Source organism: Pseudomonas costantinii, from assembly GCF_001870435.1.
GTDB lineage: Bacteria > Pseudomonadota > Gammaproteobacteria > Pseudomonadales > Pseudomonadaceae > Aquipseudomonas > Aquipseudomonas costantinii.
Window position 1 is genome coordinate 130,496 of the sequence record NZ_MDDR01000039.1, and the last position, 17,174, is coordinate 147,669.

Here is a 17,174-nt window from a genome sequence, read left to right on the forward strand (position 1 = left end):
AAACCGAACAAACAGCAACTTACAGACATCATTACTCAAAAAACCGAACTGCCAACTGTGCTAGCGCGCACATAAAAAAAGGCGCCTAAGGCGCCCGTTCTTGGATTGAATAAAACATCTATAAATATAAACTCGATATTGCTACGCCACCGTTTCCACTGGATGCTTCATACCCAACAGTCGACTAACCTGCTCCAAATCGGTTTCCCGGCGCATCGCCGTAAACAGCTCCACCGCTTCCGGGTAATTGCGCGTCAACATCGCCAGCCATTGCTTCAAACGGCCCGGCGCCTGACGCTCCGTGAGCTGTGCCACCGATTGGGTCCAGAACTCCTGGAGCATGGGCTGCATCTGCGCCCAGGTCATTTCCACCACGTCTTCGCCCGCCTTCGCCGCCGCGATCTGTCGAGCCAGGTCAGGGCGTGCTACCAGACCACGGCCGAGCATGATGTCCTCGGCGCCGCTGATTTCACGGCAACGTCTCCAGTCTTCGACGCTCCAGATATCGCCATTGGCGAACACAGGCACCTTGACCACGTCCTGCACCCGCGGAATCCACTCCCAGTGGGCCGGTGGCTTGTAACCGTCGGCCTTGGTACGCGCATGCACAACAATATGCGCGGCGCCGCCTTCGGCCAGGGCCGTGGCGCACACCAGCGCGCCATCCGGGCTGTCGAAGCCCAGGCGCATTTTGGCCGTCACCGGGATATGCGCCGGGACTGCGCGACGCACATGTTCGACGATCTGGTTGAGCAGTTCCGGCTCCTTGAGCAACACCGCACCGCCACGGGACTTGTTAACGGTCTTGGCCGGGCAGCCGAAGTTGAGGTCAATCACTTGCGACCCAAGCTCGCAGGCCAGCGCGGCATTTTCCGCCAGGCAGACCGGGTCAGAACCGAGCAACTGCACGCGCAGCGGTACACCCGCTGCGGTGTGGGCACCGTGCAGCAGTTCCGGGGCGAGCTTGTGGAAATAAGCGGGGGTGAGCAGGCGGTCGTTGACGCGAATGAACTCGGTCACGCACCAGTCAATACCGCCCACGCGGGTCAACACGTCCCGCAGGATGTTGTCGACCAACCCCTCCATGGGCGCCAAAGCAATTTGCATGGAAAACACTCAACAAAAATCGTGGCGCAGTTTACTGGGTTTCCCACAGCAACCGTTAACCCCCTGTCAGTGCGGGGCCGTAGCCGTCGGTAAACTCAGTCGGCATACGCTTGGGCTTGCCGCTGGACAGCTCGATGCAGACAAAGGTGGTTTGCGCACGCAGCAAGGTTGCGCCATCACGGGGGCGTACCAGTTGAAAACGACGGGTCATTTTCAGGCGTTGGTCCCAGTCGACAATCCAGGTCGCCAGTTGCAGCTCGTCGCCCTCGTAGCCTGCCGCCAGGTAGTCGATTTCATGGCGCACCACGGCCATGGCGCGGTCCAACCGCCGGTACTCGGTGAGGTCAAGCCCCAGGCGCTGGGAGTGCCGCCAGGCGCAGCGCTCCAGCCAGGACACGTACACCGCGTTATTGGCGTGCCCCAGACCGTCGATGTCTTCAGCCGCAACCTGCAGGTCGATGATGAACGGCGTTGCCAAATCCCAGCCCATGCCTTGCTCCAGTCGATTAATGTCGGCGGAGCAGTGTATCAGGCGGTTTGCCGCTCCTGTAAACGGCGGCCGGCCAGCAGGGCCAGCACGGCGTCGATCACCCGGGGATCGGCCAGCACCTTCTGGTGGCCACCCTGCTCCAGGCGCAGCAGGCGGCTGTCGAACCAGGTGTCGTGGATTTGCTGGGAGGCTTTGACCGGAACGAATGTATCGTCTTCGGCGTGCACGATCAGCCCAGGAATGTTCATCTGATAATGAGCGACGTCCAAATGCTTGAGCGGCATCCCGAAGGTCAGCTCAACCTCCTGAATAAACGCGGAGCGCGCACGCGGCGGCAAGCCGACCATGCCCGCGAAACCGCGCAGCACATCAAGGAAACGTGACGGCGCGGCAATGCTTACCAACGCTTGCGTGCGCAGCCCCAACTGCACCGCCAGCATCGCACTGGCGCCGCCCATGGAGTGACCGACCACTGCGTGCAGCGGCGGCAGCTCAGCAGCGGCTTCGAGCATGGCCCGAGCGAACAGCAACACATGCGCCTCACGCCCCGGCGAACGGCCATGAGCCGGACCGTCCAAGGCAATCACCGAATAACCATTATCGACCAACGCCGTGATCAGGCTGGCAAACTGCGTGGGGCGCCCTTCCCAACCATGCATCAGCAAGACCGCAGGCCCTTGCCCCCAACGCAGTGCAGACAGACCGAAGCGCAAGGTGATGCGCTCCGATTGCGCCAGCAGTGGTAACTCCCAATCACGCGGCGGCAGGTCCCGAGGGGTCATGAAGGTGCGACGCATCTTGCTGGCCACCGTGTGCGGAGCCAGGCGACCGACAGTGCCATTGAAGCCACGAATCCAAGTTAATGCGCCCATCATGCGATTCCTCTTCAGCGCACCGCCGACTTGGCTGCGCGTAGTACACGGTCGGACAACTCGCCCGGGCCAAGGGCACGAGCCAAGGCCAGGCCACCAACCATCAGCGCCATGTCCGCCAAGGCCTTGTCGGTGTCTTCGGGAGTCGCGGCCAGTTGGGCGGCCATCAGCTCTACGTGCTCGTTCAAGGCCTCGCGAAAGACATCCGGCAGGCGGCTCATCTCGCCCACGGTCGCCGGTATCGGGCAGGCCTGGGCTGTTGAGTCACGGTGTTTACGCGACAGATAGAACGCCGCCACCAGGGCTCTGCGCTCCTCGCCGGTCAGTTGCGTATCCATATCGTCAATCGACGCGCGGCGCCGGGCCAATAACTGGGTGAAGGCCTCCAGCATCAGCGCGTCCTTGCTTTCAAAGTGCGCGTAGAAACCGCCGACCGTGAGCCCTGCCGCCCCCATGACTTCGCCGACACTCGGCTCGGCCGGGCCACGCTGGATCAGCGCCGCGCTGGCAGCCTGCAGAATACGTTCACGGGTTTGCGCTTTTTTATCACTCATCGTTGCCTCCCTCTCTCATGGGTTGAATATTATTACCATAATAATATTTGGCAAGCGAGTGGCACGACCATTGGTCAGAAGAGAATCCAGGAAGATGAGAAAAGGATTGGCCAAACGCCAGACAAACAAAAGGGCCATTCAATAATTGAATGACCCTTAAAAATCCCGCAGAGCGGGTAATCGTGGCGTCCCCTAGGGGACTCGAACCCCTGTTACCGCCGTGAAAGGGCGGTGTCCTAGGCCACTAGACGAAGGGGACACAAACCTTCTATACAACATGATCAGGCTGAGTCTGATCAGCTCAAGGACGGTGTGGCCAGACCTTGAGCGTGTAAATTGGTGGAGCTAAACGGGATCGAACCGTTGACCTCTTGCATGCCATGCAAGCGCTCTCCCAGCTGAGCTATAGCCCCGGATTTTTCGCCTCGCGGCGCAGCAGACCTTTCGAACTGCTTGTTGAAACTGGCGTCCCCTAGGGGACTCGAACCCCTGTTACCGCCGTGAAAGGGCGGTGTCCTAGGCCACTAGACGAAGGGGACAAAACCTTCTGTACAACCGATCAGAGCTGAGTTCTGATCAATTCAAGGACGGTGTGGCCAGACCTTGAACCTGTAAATTGGTGGAGCTAAACGGGATCGAACCGTTGACCTCTTGCATGCCATGCAAGCGCTCTCCCAGCTGAGCTATAGCCCCTCATCGGTGAGGACGGGGCGAATCTTAATGGCGGTTTGGAAGTGTGTCAAATTTATTTTCAACAATTTCCAAAGTTTTTTGCCGGGATAACAATCACTTACCGTCCAAACCCCGGAAAACCGGGGTTTGGCCATTTCAACCAGTTGCTCAGCCGATAGCGCCCAACAGCTTTTCCCACTCTTTGTTTTCTTTCTTCGACACACCACCAAGCAAATCAAGGGCTTGGCGCAGACGGAAACGCGTGAGGTCCGGGCCGAGAATTTCCATCGCATCGAGTACCGACACCGAACTGGCGTGCCCGGTGATCGCAGCAAACATCAGCGGCATGGCATCACGCAATTTCAGCTCAAGGGACTCAACCACCGCCTGGATCGTCGCGGTGATCGCATCCTTCTCCCACTGACGCAGGCTTTCGAGCTTCCACAGGATCAACTGCATCAACTGACGGACCTGATCGCCCGAGAGCTTCTTGGACTCAAACAGCTTGGCATCCGGGTTCACGCCACCGGCGAAGAAGAAACTGGCCAACGGTGCGACCTGGCTGAACGTCTCCACCCTGCCCTGCACCAGCGGTGCGATCTTCATCATGTACTCAGGGTTCAACGCCCATTGCTGCACACGGCTGGCGAACTCTTCCACCGGCAGGTCACGCAACCACTGGCCGTTGAGCCACGACAGCTTCTCGATATCGAAGATCGGCCCGCCCAGGGACACGCGGGACAGATCAAAGTTATCGACCATTTCCTGCAGCGAGAACTTCTCGCGCTCGTCCGGCATCGACCAGCCCATACGGCCCAAGTAGTTGAGCATCGCTTCCGGCATGAAGCCCATGCGCTCGTAGAACGTTACCGACGTCGGGTTCTTGCGCTTGGACAGCTTGCTCTTGTCCGGGTTACGCAGCAGCGGCATATAGCACAACTGCGGTTGTTCCCAGCCGAAGTATTCGTACAGCAGGATCAGTTTTGGCGCCGACGGCAACCATTCTTCACCGCGCAACACGTGGGTGATGCCCATCAAGTGATCGTCGACCACGTTGGCCAGGAAGTACGTCGGCAGGCCGTCGGTCTTCATCAGCACTTGCATGTCCATGCGGTCCCACGGGATCTCGACGTCACCGCGCAGCATGTCCGGCACCACGCATACGCCTTCGCTCGGCACCTTCATGCGAATGACATGAGGCTCGCCGGCGGCCAGGCGTTGGGCCACTTCTTCTTTGGACAGCAGCAGCGCACGGCCGTCGTAGCGTGGGGTTTCGCCACGGGCCTGTTGCTCGGCGCGCATCTGGTCCAATTCTTCAGCGGTGCAGAAGCATGGGAACGCATGGCCCATGTCGACCAACTGCTGGGTGTACTGCTTGTAGATGTCGCTGCGCTCGCTCTGGCGATACGGGCCGTGCGGACCACCGACGTCCGGGCCTTCCGCCCAGGTAATGCCCAGCCAGCGCAAGGCATCGAAAATCTGCTGTTCCGACTCACGGGTCGAACGCACTTGGTCGGTGTCTTCGATCCGCAGGATGAATTCACCGCCGTGCTGCTTGGCAAAGCAGTAGTTGAACAGGGCGATGTAGGCAGTGCCGACGTGGGGATCCCCAGTAGGCGATGGCGCAATGCGCGTGCGGACGGTGGTCATGGCAGGTCTCGAATGGGCGATAAAGCTGAAAATTGAAACAAGGGGCGAATGGTAACAGCCCCAGGCACCTGCGCTCCAGCAGAAGGGCATATAGGCCAAGCTTCGGTCTGAAGGCGTGCCGTGGCTATTTGCCAGATGCTGGGGTGGTTATATTCCATTACCTCTTGTTACAGACACCGTGCTCATGCCTGCCCCACTGAAACGCCGCCTGTTTATCTTCGTGTTTATCGTGATCCTGATCGCCCTGGGTTTCTTCGCCCAATGGTTCTTCAAGGGCCGCTTTTACGAAAGCACCGACAACGCCTACGTGCAGGGTGAGATCACCCGCGTGTCCAGCCAACTGGGCGCGCGCATCGTGGAAGTAATGGTCGGTGACAACGAACATGTGCAAAAAGGCCAGTTACTGGTGAAGCTCGAAGGCGACGACTTCCACCTCGCCGTGGACCGCGCCAATGCCGCCCTGGCCATGCGCGAGGCCGAACGCACCCAAGCCACGAGCAAACTCACCCAACAGGCCAGTCTGATCGCCGCCGGTGAGGCCAAGGTTTCGTCCAGCCAGGCCAGCCTGGGCCGTTCGCAGATCGACTTGTCCCGCGCGCAAACCCTGCGCAAGCCCGGTTATGTCTCGGAAGAACGGGTGACCACCCTCTCCGCCGACAACCACATCGCCCGCTCCCAAGTCACCATGGCCCAGGCCGACCTGCAGGGCCAGCGCCAGCAGGTCAACGCCCTGAATGCCGAGATCAAACGCCTCGACGCGTTGATCGCCAACGCCAAGACCGACTTGGCCCAGGCCGAACTCAACCTCACCCGCAGCGAAATCCACGCCCCCATCAGCGGCCTGGTGGGCCAGCGTGCGGCGCGCAATGGCCAATATGTACAGGCCGGCGCCTACCTGCTGTCGATCGTCCCCGACCAGGACATCTGGATCCAGGCCAACTTCAAGGAAACCCAGATCGGCCACATGCAGCCTGGGCAAAAGGCCGAGCTGACCTTCGACGCTTACGGCGACACCCCTATTGAAGCGCGGGTCGACAGTTTGTTCGCCGCGTCCGGTGCGCAGTTCAGCCTGCTACCGCCGGACAATGCCACGGGCAACTTCACCAAAGTCGTACAACGCATTCCGGTAAAACTCACCTTCGCGGCGGACAACCCGCTGAAGGGCAAGATCCGCCCCGGCATGTCCGTGACCGTCAAAGTGAACATCAAAGACCAGCCCGATGACCGGTGATCAACTGGTACGTCCCGTCGGCGAACCGACCCGACGCGACTGGATCGCAGTGATGAGCGTGATGCTCGGCGCCTTCATGGCGGTGCTCGACATCCAGATCACCAACTCGTCCCTCAAGGACATCCAGGGCGCGCTGTCAGCCACCCTGGAGGAAGGCTCGTGGATTTCCACCTCCTACCTTGTCGCCGAAATCATCATGATCCCCCTCACCGCCTGGCTGGTGCAGTTGCTCTCGGCACGGCGGCTGGCGGTGTGGGTGTCGACAGGCTTCCTGATCGCCTCGCTGATGTGCTCCATGGCCTGGAGCCTGGAAAGCATGATCGTGTTCCGCGCCCTGCAAGGTTTTACCGGCGGCGCGCTGATCCCACTCGCGTTCACCCTCACCCTGATCAAACTGCCCGAACACCACCGCGCCAAAGGCATGGCCATGTTCGCCATGACCGCCACCTTCGCCCCCTCCATCGGCCCGACCATTGGCGGCTGGCTCACTGAAAACTGGGGCTGGGAATACATTTTCTACATCAACGTACCGCCGGGGCTGATCATGATCGCCGGGCTGCTGTATGGCCTGGAGAAAAAAGCCCCGCACTGGGAGTTGCTGAAAAGCACCGATTACCTCGGCATCGTCACCATGGCCGTGGGCCTTGGGTGTTTGCAGGTGTTTCTTGAGGAAGGCCATCGCAAAGACTGGCTGGAGTCGACCCTGATTGTCAGCTTGGGCAGCATCGCCCTGTTGAGCCTGATCACCTTTGTGATCGTGCAGATGTCCAAGCCCAATCCGTTGATCAACCTGCGCATTCTCTCCAACCGCAACTTTGGCCTGTCGAGCATTTCCAGCCTGGGGATGGGCGTGGGCCTGTATGGCTCGATCTATCTGCTACCGCTGTACCTGGCGCAGATCCAGAACTACAACGCGCTGCAGATCGGCGAAGTGATCATGTGGATGGGCGTGCCGCAGCTGTTTCTGATTCCGCTGGTGCCCAAATTGATGAAGTACGTGTCGCCAAAATGGCTGTGCACCTTAGGATTCGGCCTGTTCGGCCTGGCGAGTTTTTCCTCGGGGGTGCTCAACCCGGACTTCGCCGGCAGCCAGTTCAATCAAATCCAGATCATCCGCGCCCTCGGGCAACCGCTGATCATGGTGACCATCTCGTTGATCGCCACCGCCTATATCCTGCCCCAGGACGCTGGATCGGCGTCGAGCCTGTTCAATATCCTGCGTAACCTGGGTGGCGCCATTGGGATTGCGCTGCTGGCGACCTTGCTGGATGCGCGGACCAAAACCTACTTTGATTATCTGCGCGAGGCGATTGTGCCGAGCAATCCGCAGGTGGCGGAGAGACTCGCAACGTTAACCGAGAAGTTCGGCAATGAAACGGCGGCGCTGGGCAAGCTCAGTGAGATTGTCCATCAGCAGGCACAGATCATGGCCTACAACGATGCGTTTCATTTTGTGGGGTTGGCGCTGGGGATCAGTATGTTAGCGATCCTGTTGACCAAGGCGTTGCCGGCGGGGCTTAAGGCTGGGGAGAGTCACTAGACGGTACTGGCCTGCGATGAGGCCAGTACCGTCACCGAAAAATCAGACAGCCAGCAACCGCTCGCGCAACTTGCCGATCTCATCGCGCGTCTGCGCTGCCGCTTCAAACTCAAGATCCCGCGCCAACTGGTACATCTTCTCTTCCAACTGCCGAATCCGCTTGGTGATCTCACTCGGCGAGCGCAGTTCGTTTTCGTACTTGGCGCTTTCCTCGGCGGCCTTGGCCATGCCCTTGCGCTTCTTGCTGCGCGAGCCCGGCACAGTGGCGCCTTCCATGATGTCGGCGACGTCCTTGAACACGCCCTTGGGCGTAATGCCATTGGCCAGGTTAAACGCAATCTGTTTGTCACGCCGGCGCTCGGTCTCGCCAATCGCGCGCTCCATGGAGCCGGTGATGCGGTCCGCGTAGAGAATCGCGCGACCATTGAGGTTCCGCGCGGCACGGCCGATGGTCTGGATCAGCGAACGCTCGGAGCGCAGGAAGCCCTCCTTGTCGGCATCCAGAATCGCCACCAGCGACACCTCCGGCATATCCAAACCTTCTCGCAGCAGGTTGATCCCCACCAGCACATCAAAGGTGCCCAGGCGCAGGTCACGGATGATCTCCACGCGCTCCACAGTGTCGATGTCCGAGTGCAGGTAGCGCACACGCACGCCGTGGTCGGCCAGGTAATCGGTCAAGTCTTCAGACATGCGCTTGGTCAGCGTGGTGACCAGCACCCGCTCCTCCAACGCCACACGCTTGCCGATCTCCGACAGCAAGTCATCGACCTGCGTCAGTGCCGGGCGAATTTCGATTTGCGGGTCCACAAGGCCGGTCGGGCGAACCAGTTGCTCAACCACGCGTCCTGCATGTTCGGCCTCGTAGTTACCCGGCGTGGCTGAAACAAAAATCGTCTGTGGGCTGATCCCTTCGAACTCGTCGAAACGCATCGGCCGGTTATCCAGCGCTGACGGCAGGCGGAAACCGTATTCCACCAACGTTTCTTTACGCGAACGGTCACCTTTATACATCGCGCCGACCTGCGGCACGCTGACGTGGGATTCGTCGATCACCAACAGGGCGTCGTCCGGCAAGTAATCAAACAGTGTGGGTGGCGCCTGCCCGGATTCACGGCCCGACAGGTAGCGCGAGTAGTTTTCGATGCCGTTGCAGTAGCCCAGCTCCAGGATCATCTCGAGGTCGAAGCGCGTGCGCTGCTCCAAACGCTGGGCTTCTACCAGCTTGTTGTTGGAGCGCAGGTATTCCAAGCGCTCCACCAGCTCGACCTTGATGCCCTCGATGGCACCCATCAGGGTTTCGCGCGGGGTCACGTAGTGGCTTTTCGGGTAGAAGGTGAAGCGCGGCAGCTTGCGGATCACCTCGCCGGTCAACGGGTCGAAGGCCGACAGGCTCTCGACTTCATCGTCGAACAGCTCGATGCGGATTGCTTCCAGGTCGGATTCGGCCGGGTAGATGTCGATCACATCGCCACGCACACGGAAGGTGGCGCGGGCGAAGTCCATGTCGTTGCGGGTGTATTGCAAGCTCGTCAGGCGACGCAGCAGCTCGCGCTGGTCGAGTTTGTCGCCCCGGTCGACGTGCAGCACCATCTTCAAATAGGTTTCCGGGCTGCCCAGGCCATAGATGCACGACACCGTGGTGACGATGATCGCGTCCTTGCGCTCCAACAACGCCTTGGTTGCCGACAGCCGCATCTGTTCGATGTGGTCGTTGATCGAGGCGTCCTTCTCGATAAAGGTATCGGAGGACGGCACATAGGCTTCGGGTTGGTAGTAGTCGTAGTAGGAAACGAAGTACTCCACCGCGTTGTTCGGGAAGAAGGCCTTGAACTCGCCGTACAACTGCGCGGCCAAGGTCTTGTTCGGCGCCAGCACCAGCGTCGGGCGATTGGTCTGTGCAATCACGTTGGCGATGCTGAAGGTCTTGCCTGAACCGGTCACCCCGAGCAGCGTCTGGTGCGCCAGGCCGGCGTCGATGCCTTCGACCAACTGGCGAATGGCTTCGGGTTGATCGCCGGCGGGTTCAAAGCGGGTGACGAGCTGGAAATCCGACATAACGTACCTCGTGAAGTCACCCCAGACTCGATACCGCCAGGGACGAAAAAGCTCAGCAACCCGCGAATAGTCATCGCAGGTTGCAGGAAAAAACCATGATAGCCGTAGAAGTGGTGCCGAATGTGACGGGTTTCAAGGCAATCGTCCTACCCGACGTCTAGGATCAATGTTGCAATAAGACTAACGGTCAGCAAATAAACCGAAAAACTTGGCCGAAAAGCCGTTTCGGTTGTCGCCTCAAGCGGTGATGGCCTCTATACTAGCTCCCCGTTTGTGCACCGCTCTAGTGCATTCGGCTGGAGCGCGACACGTCCCTCCACTCCCCCCATAGAGCTGCCGCAAAATGAGCCTGTTCTCCGCTGTCGAAATGGCACCACGCGATCCAATCCTGGGCCTCAACGAAGCATTCAACGCCGATACACGAACCACCAAGGTCAACCTTGGCGTGGGCGTTTACTGCAACGAGGAGGGGAAGATTCCACTCTTGCGTGCCGTTGCCGAAGCGGAAGCCATTCGCGTGGCGCAACACGCCGCCCGTGGCTACTTGCCGATCGATGGCATCGCGGCGTACGACAAGGCCGTGCAAACCCTGCTGTTCGGGGCTGAGTCGCCGTTGCTGGCGGCTGGCCGCATCACCACCGTACAAGCGGTCGGCGGCACGGGCGCCCTGAAGATCGGCGCTGACTTCCTCAAGCAACTGCTGCCGAACGCTGTCGTTGCGATCAGCGACCCAAGCTGGGAAAACCACCGCGCGCTGTTCGAAACCGCCGGTTTCCCGGTGCAGAACTACCGCTACTACGACGCCGCTACCCACGACGTGAACCGTGCCGGTCTGCTCGAAGACCTCAATGCCCTGCCACCACAGTCCATCGTGGTGCTGCACGCCTGCTGCCACAACCCGACCGGCGTCGACCTGAGCCCGGCCGACTGGCAGAACGTGCTGGACGTGGTCAAGGCCAAGAACCTGGTGCCGTTCCTCGACATGGCCTACCAGGGCTTTGGCGACGGCATTCACGAAGACGCCGCCGCCGTGCGCCTGTTCGCTGAATCCGGCCTGACCTTCTTTGTGTCCAGCTCGTTCTCCAAGTCGTTCTCGCTGTACGGCGAACGCGTGGGCGCACTGTCGATCGTTGGCGAATCCAAGGAAGAAAGCGCGCGCATCCTGTCCCAGGTCAAGCGTGTGATCCGCACCAACTACTCCAACCCGCCAACCCATGGCGCGGCGATCGTTGCTGCAGTGCTGAACAACCCTGAGCTGCGCGCCCAGTGGGAAGCCGAACTGGCCGAAATGCGCCTGCGCATCCGTGGCATGCGCGAGCAGATGGTCGCCGAACTGGCCAAGGCTGCTCCAGGCCATGACTTCAGCTTCGTCGGTCGCCAGCGTGGGATGTTCTCCTACTCCGGCCTGACCGTTGAGCAAGTCACTCGTCTGCGCACTGAGTTTGGTATCTACGCGCTGGATACCGGGCGTATCTGCGTGGCAGCGCTGAACCAGTCGAACATTGGTGCGGTGACCAAGGCGATTGTTCAGGTGTTGTAAACCTTTGCTGATGTGAAGAAGGGGAAGCCAATGGCTTCCCCTTTTTATTTACGAACACACTAGACTGAACGCCGACTGCCCCTTTGCTGTGAGAGCCTTATGAGAAACGACGACCTGGACCTGCGCGCCGACCGCGACGAACTGGACGACTACACCCCGCGCGCGCCGCAAGCTAAACGCCAGAAAAGCCTGGTGCTGCAAGTGGCGCTCGGTGTGTTCCTCGGCGGCTTGGCGCTGTGGCTGGTGCAACTGGGCGCGACGGCACTGATGACGAAGTTGGCCATGGGCACCCTGCAATTTGGCGGCTAACCCTCTCGTAGCAGTTGTCGAGCCCCAGCGAGGCTACGTAGGCTGCACCGCATTTTTTCTGATACACCGCCACGCAGCCTCGCTGGGGCTCGACAGCTGCTACGCCAGCGTCAGACCTCGCTCTTCCAGCAACTTCACAAAACTGTTCAAGCTCTGCGACACCGTCCCCCGCCGCCAGATCAGCCAGGTGTGCAAAATCCTGAAGTTATCCGTCAACGGCCACACACTCACCGCCGTAAACCCCGGCATGCTTTCCAGCATACTGCGCGGCATCAACGCCAAGCCCGCCCCGGCGCTGATACAGGCGAGCATGCCGTGGTAAGACTCCATCTCGAAGATCTTGCCCGGCACAGCGCCATCCTGTGAGAACCAACGTTCAAAGTGATGGCGGTACGAGCAGTTCGAGCGAAAGGTATAGATGTTCTCCCCCGCGACATCCTGTCCCCGGGTAATCGGCGCATGATGCAGCGGCGCAATCACCACCATCTCTTCTTCAAACACTGCCACCCCTTCCAGCGTGGCATGCAACACCGGCCCATCGACAAACGCTGCCGTCAGCCGCCCCGACAGTACCCCCTCGATCATCGTGCCCGATGGCCCGGTGCTCAGGTCCAGTTCGACCTTGGTGTGCTTCTGGTTATAGGCCGCGAGTAACGCCGGAATCCGCACCGCCGCCGTGCTCTCCAACGAACCCAGGGCAAATGCGCCCTGGGGCTCCTCCCCCGCCACCGTCGCACGGGCTTCCTGCACCAAGTCGAGGATGCGCCGTGCATAACCGAGAAAATTCCACCCGGCCGGTGACAGGCGTAATCGGCTCTTCTCGCGGATAAACAACTCAACGCCCAGGTCCTGCTCCAGTTGCTTGATGCGCGTGGTCAGGTTCGACGGCACTCGATGAATCAGCTGTGCGGCGGCGCTGATGCTGCCTTGCTCGGCAACGGCCTTGAAGATTTCCAGCTGCACCAGGTCCAAGTCATTCTCCAATCGTGAATGTATTGCTTAATATTATTCAGTTTCCAGAAAAGAGATAGCCCCGTACGCTGGCCTCCATCCCAACTCCTACGCAGGACGGTGCCATGAACGCGATCACTCACACCTCTCACGCCCTGTCGATCAACCCCGCCAACGGCGAAACGGTCGGCAGCTACCCGTACGAAACCGAGTCGCAGCTGGACGCCGCCCTCAACCGCGCCACCGGCGCCTTCCGCACCTGGCGTCGCCAGCCGGTCAGCCAGCGTGCCGAGTTGCTGCTGGCCCTGGCCGGCGCACTGCGTGATCAGGCCGAAGATATGGCGCAAATGATCACCCTGGAAATGGGCAAACCCATCACCCAGGCCCGTGCCGAGATCGAAAAGTGCGCCCAACTCAGCGAATGGTACGCCGCCCACGGCCCGGCCATGCTCGCCCCGGAACCGACGCTGGTGGACAACGGCACCGCCCACATCGAATACCGCCCACTGGGCCCGATTCTCGCGGTGATGCCGTGGAACTTCCCGGTGTGGCAAGTGCTGCGCGGCGCCGTGCCGACGATGCTCGCCGGCAACACCTACGTGCTCAAACACGCACCGAACGTCATGGGCAGCGCCTACCTGATCCAGCAAGCCTTTAAAAAAGCCGGTTTCGCTGAAGGCCTGTTCGAGGTGATCAACGTGACCACCGATGGTGTATCCAAAGCCATTGCCGACCCACGCATCGCCGCCGTCACCCTTACCGGCAGCGTACGCGCCGGTATTGCCATCGGCTCCCAGGCCGGTGCTGCACTGAAGAAATGTGTGCTGGAACTCGGCGGCTCCGACCCGTTTATCGTGCTCAACGATGCCGACCTCGACGCCGCCGTCCAGGCCGCATTGATCGGCCGCTTCCAGAACAGCGGCCAGGTCTGCGCCGCCGCCAAGCGCTTGATCGTCGAAGCCGGTGTAGCAGAAGCCTTCACCGCCAAATTCCTCGAAGCCAGCCGTGCCTTGGTCATGGGCGACCCGACGTCGACCGCCACCTACATCGGCCCGATGGCCCGTTTCGACCTGCGTGACGAACTGCACGGCCAGGTCCAGGCCACCCTGGAAGAAGGCGCGACCCTGCTGCTGGGCGGCAACAAAGTACCCGGCGCCGGTAACTACTACGAGCCGACCGTGCTGGCAGACGTCACCGACCAGATGACCTCGTTCAAACAGGAACTGTTCGGCCCGGTAGCCTCGATCATCACCGCCCGCGACGCCGACCACGCTGTGGCCCTGGCCAACGACAGCGAGTTCGGCCTGACCGCCAGCATCTTCACGACTGACTCGGCGAAAGCGCGTGATATCGCCAATCAGCTGGAAACCGGTGGGATCTTCGTCAACGCCTTCAGTGTGTCAGACCCTCGGGTGGCGTTTGGTGGCGTGAAGAAGAGCGGATTCGGTCGGGAGTTGTCGCACTTTGGTGTGCGCGAATTCTGCAATGCGCAGACGGTGTGGCTGGATCGAAAATAACGTCAACCACCACACCGCCGGCGAGGGCGAAAGGTCACACGATCACTTCTTGACCGGCGCATCCCAACAATCGGGCTTGCGTGCGCACACGTTGTACTGCCGGTCCATCAGCGCCATGCGGTTCAGGTGCGCATCCGTGGCGTCCTTGAATGACTGCTCGCTGGTCATCAAGTACGTCGCCGTGCGGTCGCTCATCCGCGCACTCAGCTGGCGTCGGGTATTGGCATCCACCCCCTGAGGGGTGGTGGCCATCGCCTGCAGGGTCGAATCACTCAAACGGCTCAACTCATCCCGATAGGTCCGCGTGTACTGCTCGCGCGCTGCGTCGTGCCGGTGATTCAAGTCGTACTGCATCGCCTCCAGGTTTTGCTTGTAGAGCGCCCAGTATGCATCCGGCAACACGCCGCCATCCTGCTTGCGCAACCGGGCGATTCGTTCGTCATTGCTCACTGTGGGTTGCAACACGGGTTTGAGCGATGAAACCACCGCCGGGTCCTGATTGATGATCTGATCGATCCAGCCCTCGCGCGCAGGGCTCGACGGCAGGGCCTGGCCCAACGCTTCAAGCTTCAACGGCGCAACCGGTGCAGACGGCGCAATGGATTGCGCACACCCCGAAAGCAGTAGCACAGCGGTCAGTGGGGCCAACGCCAATGCATGACTCAATCGCATAAATTCTCCCTGATTAATCCATTCTCGTTTTAATTTTGCCAGCACTGTGCATACCGTTCGCACACGCCATAACGCTTATCCAGTTCAGCCATGTGCGCCCAATTCTCTGCCGCTGCTTCCTTTTCCAATTGTTCACTGAGCCGGTGGTAGGCCAGCAGCATCGAACTGTTGAGCGCCAACGCCTGGGTGACATCGGTCGCCGGGGTATCGGGCACCAGCGTTTTGATCGTTGGCGTGTCCATGCGAGAGAGACGCGCACGGTATTCAACCTTGTACTGCTCAAGCGCCTTGGCCTTTACGCCACTTGCCTGCACCAGGTAAGTCACGACGTTCTGGCGGTATTGCGCCCAGTAGGCATCCGGCAGATCCAGGTTCACCTGCTCCTTACGCTTGCTAACCACCAACTCGGCTGCCTCGGCCCGCGCGCCTTCGTTCGCAGGCGTGATCACGGGTTTCATGTCCGCGACGATGCTCTGCGAAATAATCTGCTCGGCCAGGGCATCACGCTCAGGTGTGGCGGGCAGGCCTTTGGGGGGCACCGGGAACAGCGCGTTGGTGCCCATACAACTGGGTATGCCTTTATTCACCAACGGCACGGGCGTACGCGCCACCTGACCCTGCACGGTGTGCAGGCGCTTGAGCGTGGTCATGCATTGGCGGCCGGCCTGGTTGAAGGTCAACTCATATTCCGCGCCACTTTGCGGTGTGAAGGTAAAGGCCATGCCACACACAGAACCTGTGCCTTGGGTGTTCAAGTGCAGCAACAACGCTTTGTTGGGAGGCAGCCGGATTTCCAGATAAGGATTTTTCTCGGAGAGCGGCGGCATCGACATGTCCGCCCGCCTGCGGGTGTTGGCGAGGAACAGGTTATTGAGGATGCCCGTGGTCTGGCCACCGCAATGCTCCTCGTCCAGCACGCTCAGCGTGGCACTGCTCAGGTCGCTGATGAAACGCAGCTTGGCGGCGTCCGGCTCGGTGGCATCGGGGTAAGATCCCGAGACACTGCAACCACTCAACATCAATGCGAAAGCGGCCGCACCGAATGCACGACCCGCAAAAAACTTATTCATGGAAAGCTGTCATCCTTAACGCAGTAGTGGCCAATCGCCCATCATAATGGGAAAGTTACCTTTTGTTTCGATAGAATGAGGACTGAATGTTTAAGGTAAGTCAGCTATGTGTGATTGCCGTCACAGCCTTGGTGAGTGGTTGCTCATCATTGCCTCCGGAAATGGCGTTGGACTCGAAAGTCTACTCGGTAGAAAACGCCGGGATTGTCCTGGGCGCCTTGGTCGATGGCGGCCCCTACGGCACCTGGCTGAGCTTTCGTGACGTAGACACCGGCAAGGAATACGGCTGGGGGCCCAAGGACTATTACTCGGCCTGGTTACCCGCCGGCACCTATGAAATGACCGACCTGGGCTCGCGTCGCGGAGTCATGGGCCCCTACTCCAAACCCCTGCGCTTTACCGTAACCAAAGGCCAGATCAACTACCTGGGCGAGATGACCTACGGCTGCCCGCTCGCGGCACACCCGGCCGCCCTCTATGGCGTGAAGAACTGCGGGGTTCTGGCGTTGGCCACCTGTACGGTCGACTATCCCAGCATTGGCGTGTGCGTGGTGGACAGGCAAGAGCAGTCGGTGCGCACCTTCGTGAAGCAACACCCGCAATTCTCCGAACTGCCGGTCAAACCGGCCGTGATGTCGACGCGTTAATCGCTTACCATACCGCGCCGGTTCCCAAACGGGACTAATAGGGAATCCGAAGCGCGGTACACCGCGCCAATCGGAACTGCCCCCGCAACTGTAGGTGCTGAGCCTGCTCCCCACTGCCACTGGACCACGTCCGGGAAGGCCGGAGCATGGCGACGACGCATCAGTCAGGAGACCTGCCGGCCCAGCACATTCACTAACCGGCGGGGTGTCCGGGAAGGACATCCGTGCCCTGCCAGACCGGCAGCGTTCGAGGGTGTATTTCCGCGCCGTACCTCCCCTGCTTCACGTACGGTT

Annotated in this window: 15 protein-coding genes, 4 tRNA genes and 1 riboswitch; of the genes, 6 read left to right on the forward strand and 13 right to left on the reverse strand. The window is 60.3% G+C overall.

The annotated features are described in order from the left end of the window. Positions 1-141: 141 nt before the first annotated feature. The 9 genes from BFL40_RS24390 to gltX all read right to left on the reverse strand — a co-directional run bounded on the left by BFL40_RS24390 (position 142) and on the right by gltX (position 5,345). A complete protein-coding gene (locus tag BFL40_RS24390; protein WP_071486324.1) occupies positions 142-1,107 on the reverse strand; it encodes a tRNA dihydrouridine synthase in 966 nt (321 codons plus the stop codon). Between the two features lie 55 nt (positions 1,108-1,162). Further along, positions 1,163-1,597, reverse strand: coding sequence for an acyl-CoA thioesterase (locus BFL40_RS24395; RefSeq protein ID WP_071486325.1), 435 nt, complete (start codon positions 1,595-1,597; stop codon positions 1,163-1,165). A 38-nt stretch (positions 1,598-1,635) separates the two neighbouring features. Beyond that, complete coding sequence (locus BFL40_RS24400; protein ID WP_071486326.1) at positions 1,636-2,469, reverse strand: alpha/beta hydrolase; 834 nt, start codon at positions 2,467-2,469, stop codon at positions 1,636-1,638. Positions 2,470-2,483: 14 nt separating this feature from the next. Next, on the reverse strand, positions 2,484-3,023 hold the full coding sequence (locus tag BFL40_RS24405; protein WP_071486327.1) for a TetR/AcrR family transcriptional regulator: 540 nt from the start codon (positions 3,021-3,023) through the stop codon (positions 2,484-2,486). Positions 3,024-3,206: 183 nt separating this feature from the next. Next, positions 3,207-3,282: transfer RNA gene (locus tag BFL40_RS24410), tRNA-Glu, on the reverse strand. A 78-nt stretch (positions 3,283-3,360) separates the two neighbouring features. After that, positions 3,361-3,436: transfer RNA gene (locus BFL40_RS24415), tRNA-Ala, on the reverse strand. Positions 3,437-3,486: 50 nt separating this feature from the next. Continuing rightward, positions 3,487-3,562: transfer RNA gene (locus BFL40_RS24420), tRNA-Glu, on the reverse strand. 78 nt (positions 3,563-3,640) lie between these two features. Continuing rightward, a tRNA-Ala gene (locus BFL40_RS24425) sits at positions 3,641-3,716 on the reverse strand. Positions 3,717-3,863: 147 nt separating this feature from the next. After that, positions 3,864-5,345 (reverse strand): glutamate--tRNA ligase, encoded by a 1,482-nt coding sequence (gene gltX / locus BFL40_RS24430; RefSeq protein WP_071486328.1) that lies wholly within the window; start codon positions 5,343-5,345, stop codon positions 3,864-3,866. A 184-nt stretch (positions 5,346-5,529) separates the two neighbouring features. Here gltX and BFL40_RS24435 point away from each other — a divergent pair, with 184 nt between their 5' ends. Then, a complete protein-coding gene (locus tag BFL40_RS24435; RefSeq protein ID WP_071486329.1) occupies positions 5,530-6,576 on the forward strand; it encodes an HlyD family secretion protein in 1,047 nt (348 codons plus the stop codon). After that, positions 6,566-8,116, forward strand: a complete 1,551-nt coding sequence (locus BFL40_RS24440; RefSeq protein WP_071486330.1) for an MDR family MFS transporter — start codon at positions 6,566-6,568, stop codon at positions 8,114-8,116. The genes BFL40_RS24435 and BFL40_RS24440 overlap by 11 nt, the downstream gene beginning before the upstream one ends. 42 nt (positions 8,117-8,158) lie before the next feature. On the opposite strand, the gene uvrB is transcribed toward BFL40_RS24440, so the two are convergent. Continuing rightward, entirely contained in the window at positions 8,159-10,174 is a 2,016-nt protein-coding gene (uvrB, locus tag BFL40_RS24445) for an excinuclease ABC subunit UvrB (protein WP_071486331.1), read from the reverse strand. 343 nt (positions 10,175-10,517) lie between these two features. On the opposite strand from uvrB, the gene BFL40_RS24450 reads away from it, so the two are divergent. Together BFL40_RS24450 and BFL40_RS24455 are read left to right on the forward strand one after the other, a co-directional pair. Then, on the forward strand, positions 10,518-11,714 hold the full coding sequence (locus BFL40_RS24450; protein ID WP_071486332.1) for an amino acid aminotransferase: 1,197 nt from the start codon (positions 10,518-10,520) through the stop codon (positions 11,712-11,714). A 99-nt stretch (positions 11,715-11,813) separates the two neighbouring features. Next, positions 11,814-12,023, forward strand: a complete 210-nt coding sequence (locus tag BFL40_RS24455) for a hypothetical protein (RefSeq protein WP_071486333.1) — start codon at positions 11,814-11,816, stop codon at positions 12,021-12,023. 99 nt (positions 12,024-12,122) lie between these two features. Here BFL40_RS24455 and ptrR read toward each other — a convergent pair whose 3' ends face one another. Then, positions 12,123-12,995, reverse strand: coding sequence for a putrescine utilization regulator PtrR (gene ptrR, locus BFL40_RS24460; RefSeq protein ID WP_071486334.1), 873 nt, complete (start codon positions 12,993-12,995; stop codon positions 12,123-12,125). A gap of 104 nt (positions 12,996-13,099) precedes the next feature. Between ptrR and BFL40_RS24465 the strand changes: the two genes are divergently transcribed. Then, positions 13,100-14,491, forward strand: coding sequence for an aldehyde dehydrogenase family protein (locus BFL40_RS24465; protein WP_071486335.1), 1,392 nt, complete (start codon positions 13,100-13,102; stop codon positions 14,489-14,491). A 42-nt stretch (positions 14,492-14,533) separates the two neighbouring features. On the opposite strand, the gene BFL40_RS24470 is transcribed toward BFL40_RS24465, so the two are convergent. Beyond that, a complete protein-coding gene (locus BFL40_RS24470) occupies positions 14,534-15,163 on the reverse strand; it encodes a hypothetical protein (RefSeq protein ID WP_071486336.1) in 630 nt (209 codons plus the stop codon). 29 nt (positions 15,164-15,192) lie between these two features. Then, the gene (locus tag BFL40_RS24475; protein ID WP_071486337.1) at positions 15,193-16,233 is read right to left on the reverse strand and encodes a hypothetical protein; all 1,041 of its coding nucleotides are present in this window, start codon (positions 16,231-16,233) and stop codon (positions 15,193-15,195) included. Positions 16,234-16,319: 86 nt separating this feature from the next. Between BFL40_RS24475 and BFL40_RS24480 the strand changes: the two genes are divergently transcribed. After that, a complete protein-coding gene (locus BFL40_RS24480) occupies positions 16,320-16,880 on the forward strand; it encodes a hypothetical protein (protein WP_071486338.1) in 561 nt (186 codons plus the stop codon). A gap of 1 nt (position 16,881) precedes the next feature. Continuing rightward, positions 16,882-17,075: riboswitch (cobalamin riboswitch) on the forward strand. Positions 17,076-17,174: the final 99 nt, after the last annotated feature.

What these genes read in the sequence shown, in the direction of transcription:
- BFL40_RS24390 (WP_071486324.1), bottom strand. Translation starts at nt 1,107, where the DNA reads ATGCAAATTGCTTTGGCGCCCATGGAGGGGTTGGTCGACAACATCCTG.
- BFL40_RS24395 (WP_071486325.1), bottom strand. Translation starts at nt 1,597, where the DNA reads ATGGGCTGGGATTTGGCAACGCCGTTCATCATCGACCTGCAGGTTGCG.
- BFL40_RS24400 (WP_071486326.1), bottom strand. Translation starts at nt 2,469, where the DNA reads ATGGGCGCATTAACTTGGATTCGTGGCTTCAATGGCACTGTCGGTCGC.
- BFL40_RS24405 (WP_071486327.1), bottom strand. Translation starts at nt 3,023, where the DNA reads ATGAGTGATAAAAAAGCGCAAACCCGTGAACGTATTCTGCAGGCTGCC.
- gltX (WP_071486328.1), bottom strand. Translation starts at nt 5,345, where the DNA reads ATGACCACCGTCCGCACGCGCATTGCGCCATCGCCTACTGGGGATCCC.
- BFL40_RS24435 (WP_071486329.1), top strand. Translation starts at nt 5,530, where the DNA reads ATGCCTGCCCCACTGAAACGCCGCCTGTTTATCTTCGTGTTTATCGTG.
- BFL40_RS24440 (WP_071486330.1), top strand. Translation starts at nt 6,566, where the DNA reads ATGACCGGTGATCAACTGGTACGTCCCGTCGGCGAACCGACCCGACGC.
- uvrB (WP_071486331.1), bottom strand. Translation starts at nt 10,174, where the DNA reads ATGTCGGATTTCCAGCTCGTCACCCGCTTTGAACCCGCCGGCGATCAA.
- BFL40_RS24450 (WP_071486332.1), top strand. Translation starts at nt 10,518, where the DNA reads ATGAGCCTGTTCTCCGCTGTCGAAATGGCACCACGCGATCCAATCCTG.
- BFL40_RS24455 (WP_071486333.1), top strand. Translation starts at nt 11,814, where the DNA reads ATGAGAAACGACGACCTGGACCTGCGCGCCGACCGCGACGAACTGGAC.
- BFL40_RS24465 (WP_071486335.1), top strand. Translation starts at nt 13,100, where the DNA reads ATGAACGCGATCACTCACACCTCTCACGCCCTGTCGATCAACCCCGCC.
- BFL40_RS24470 (WP_071486336.1), bottom strand. Translation starts at nt 15,163, where the DNA reads ATGCGATTGAGTCATGCATTGGCGTTGGCCCCACTGACCGCTGTGCTA.
- BFL40_RS24475 (WP_071486337.1), bottom strand. Translation starts at nt 16,233, where the DNA reads ATGAATAAGTTTTTTGCGGGTCGTGCATTCGGTGCGGCCGCTTTCGCA.
- BFL40_RS24480 (WP_071486338.1), top strand. Translation starts at nt 16,320, where the DNA reads ATGTTTAAGGTAAGTCAGCTATGTGTGATTGCCGTCACAGCCTTGGTG.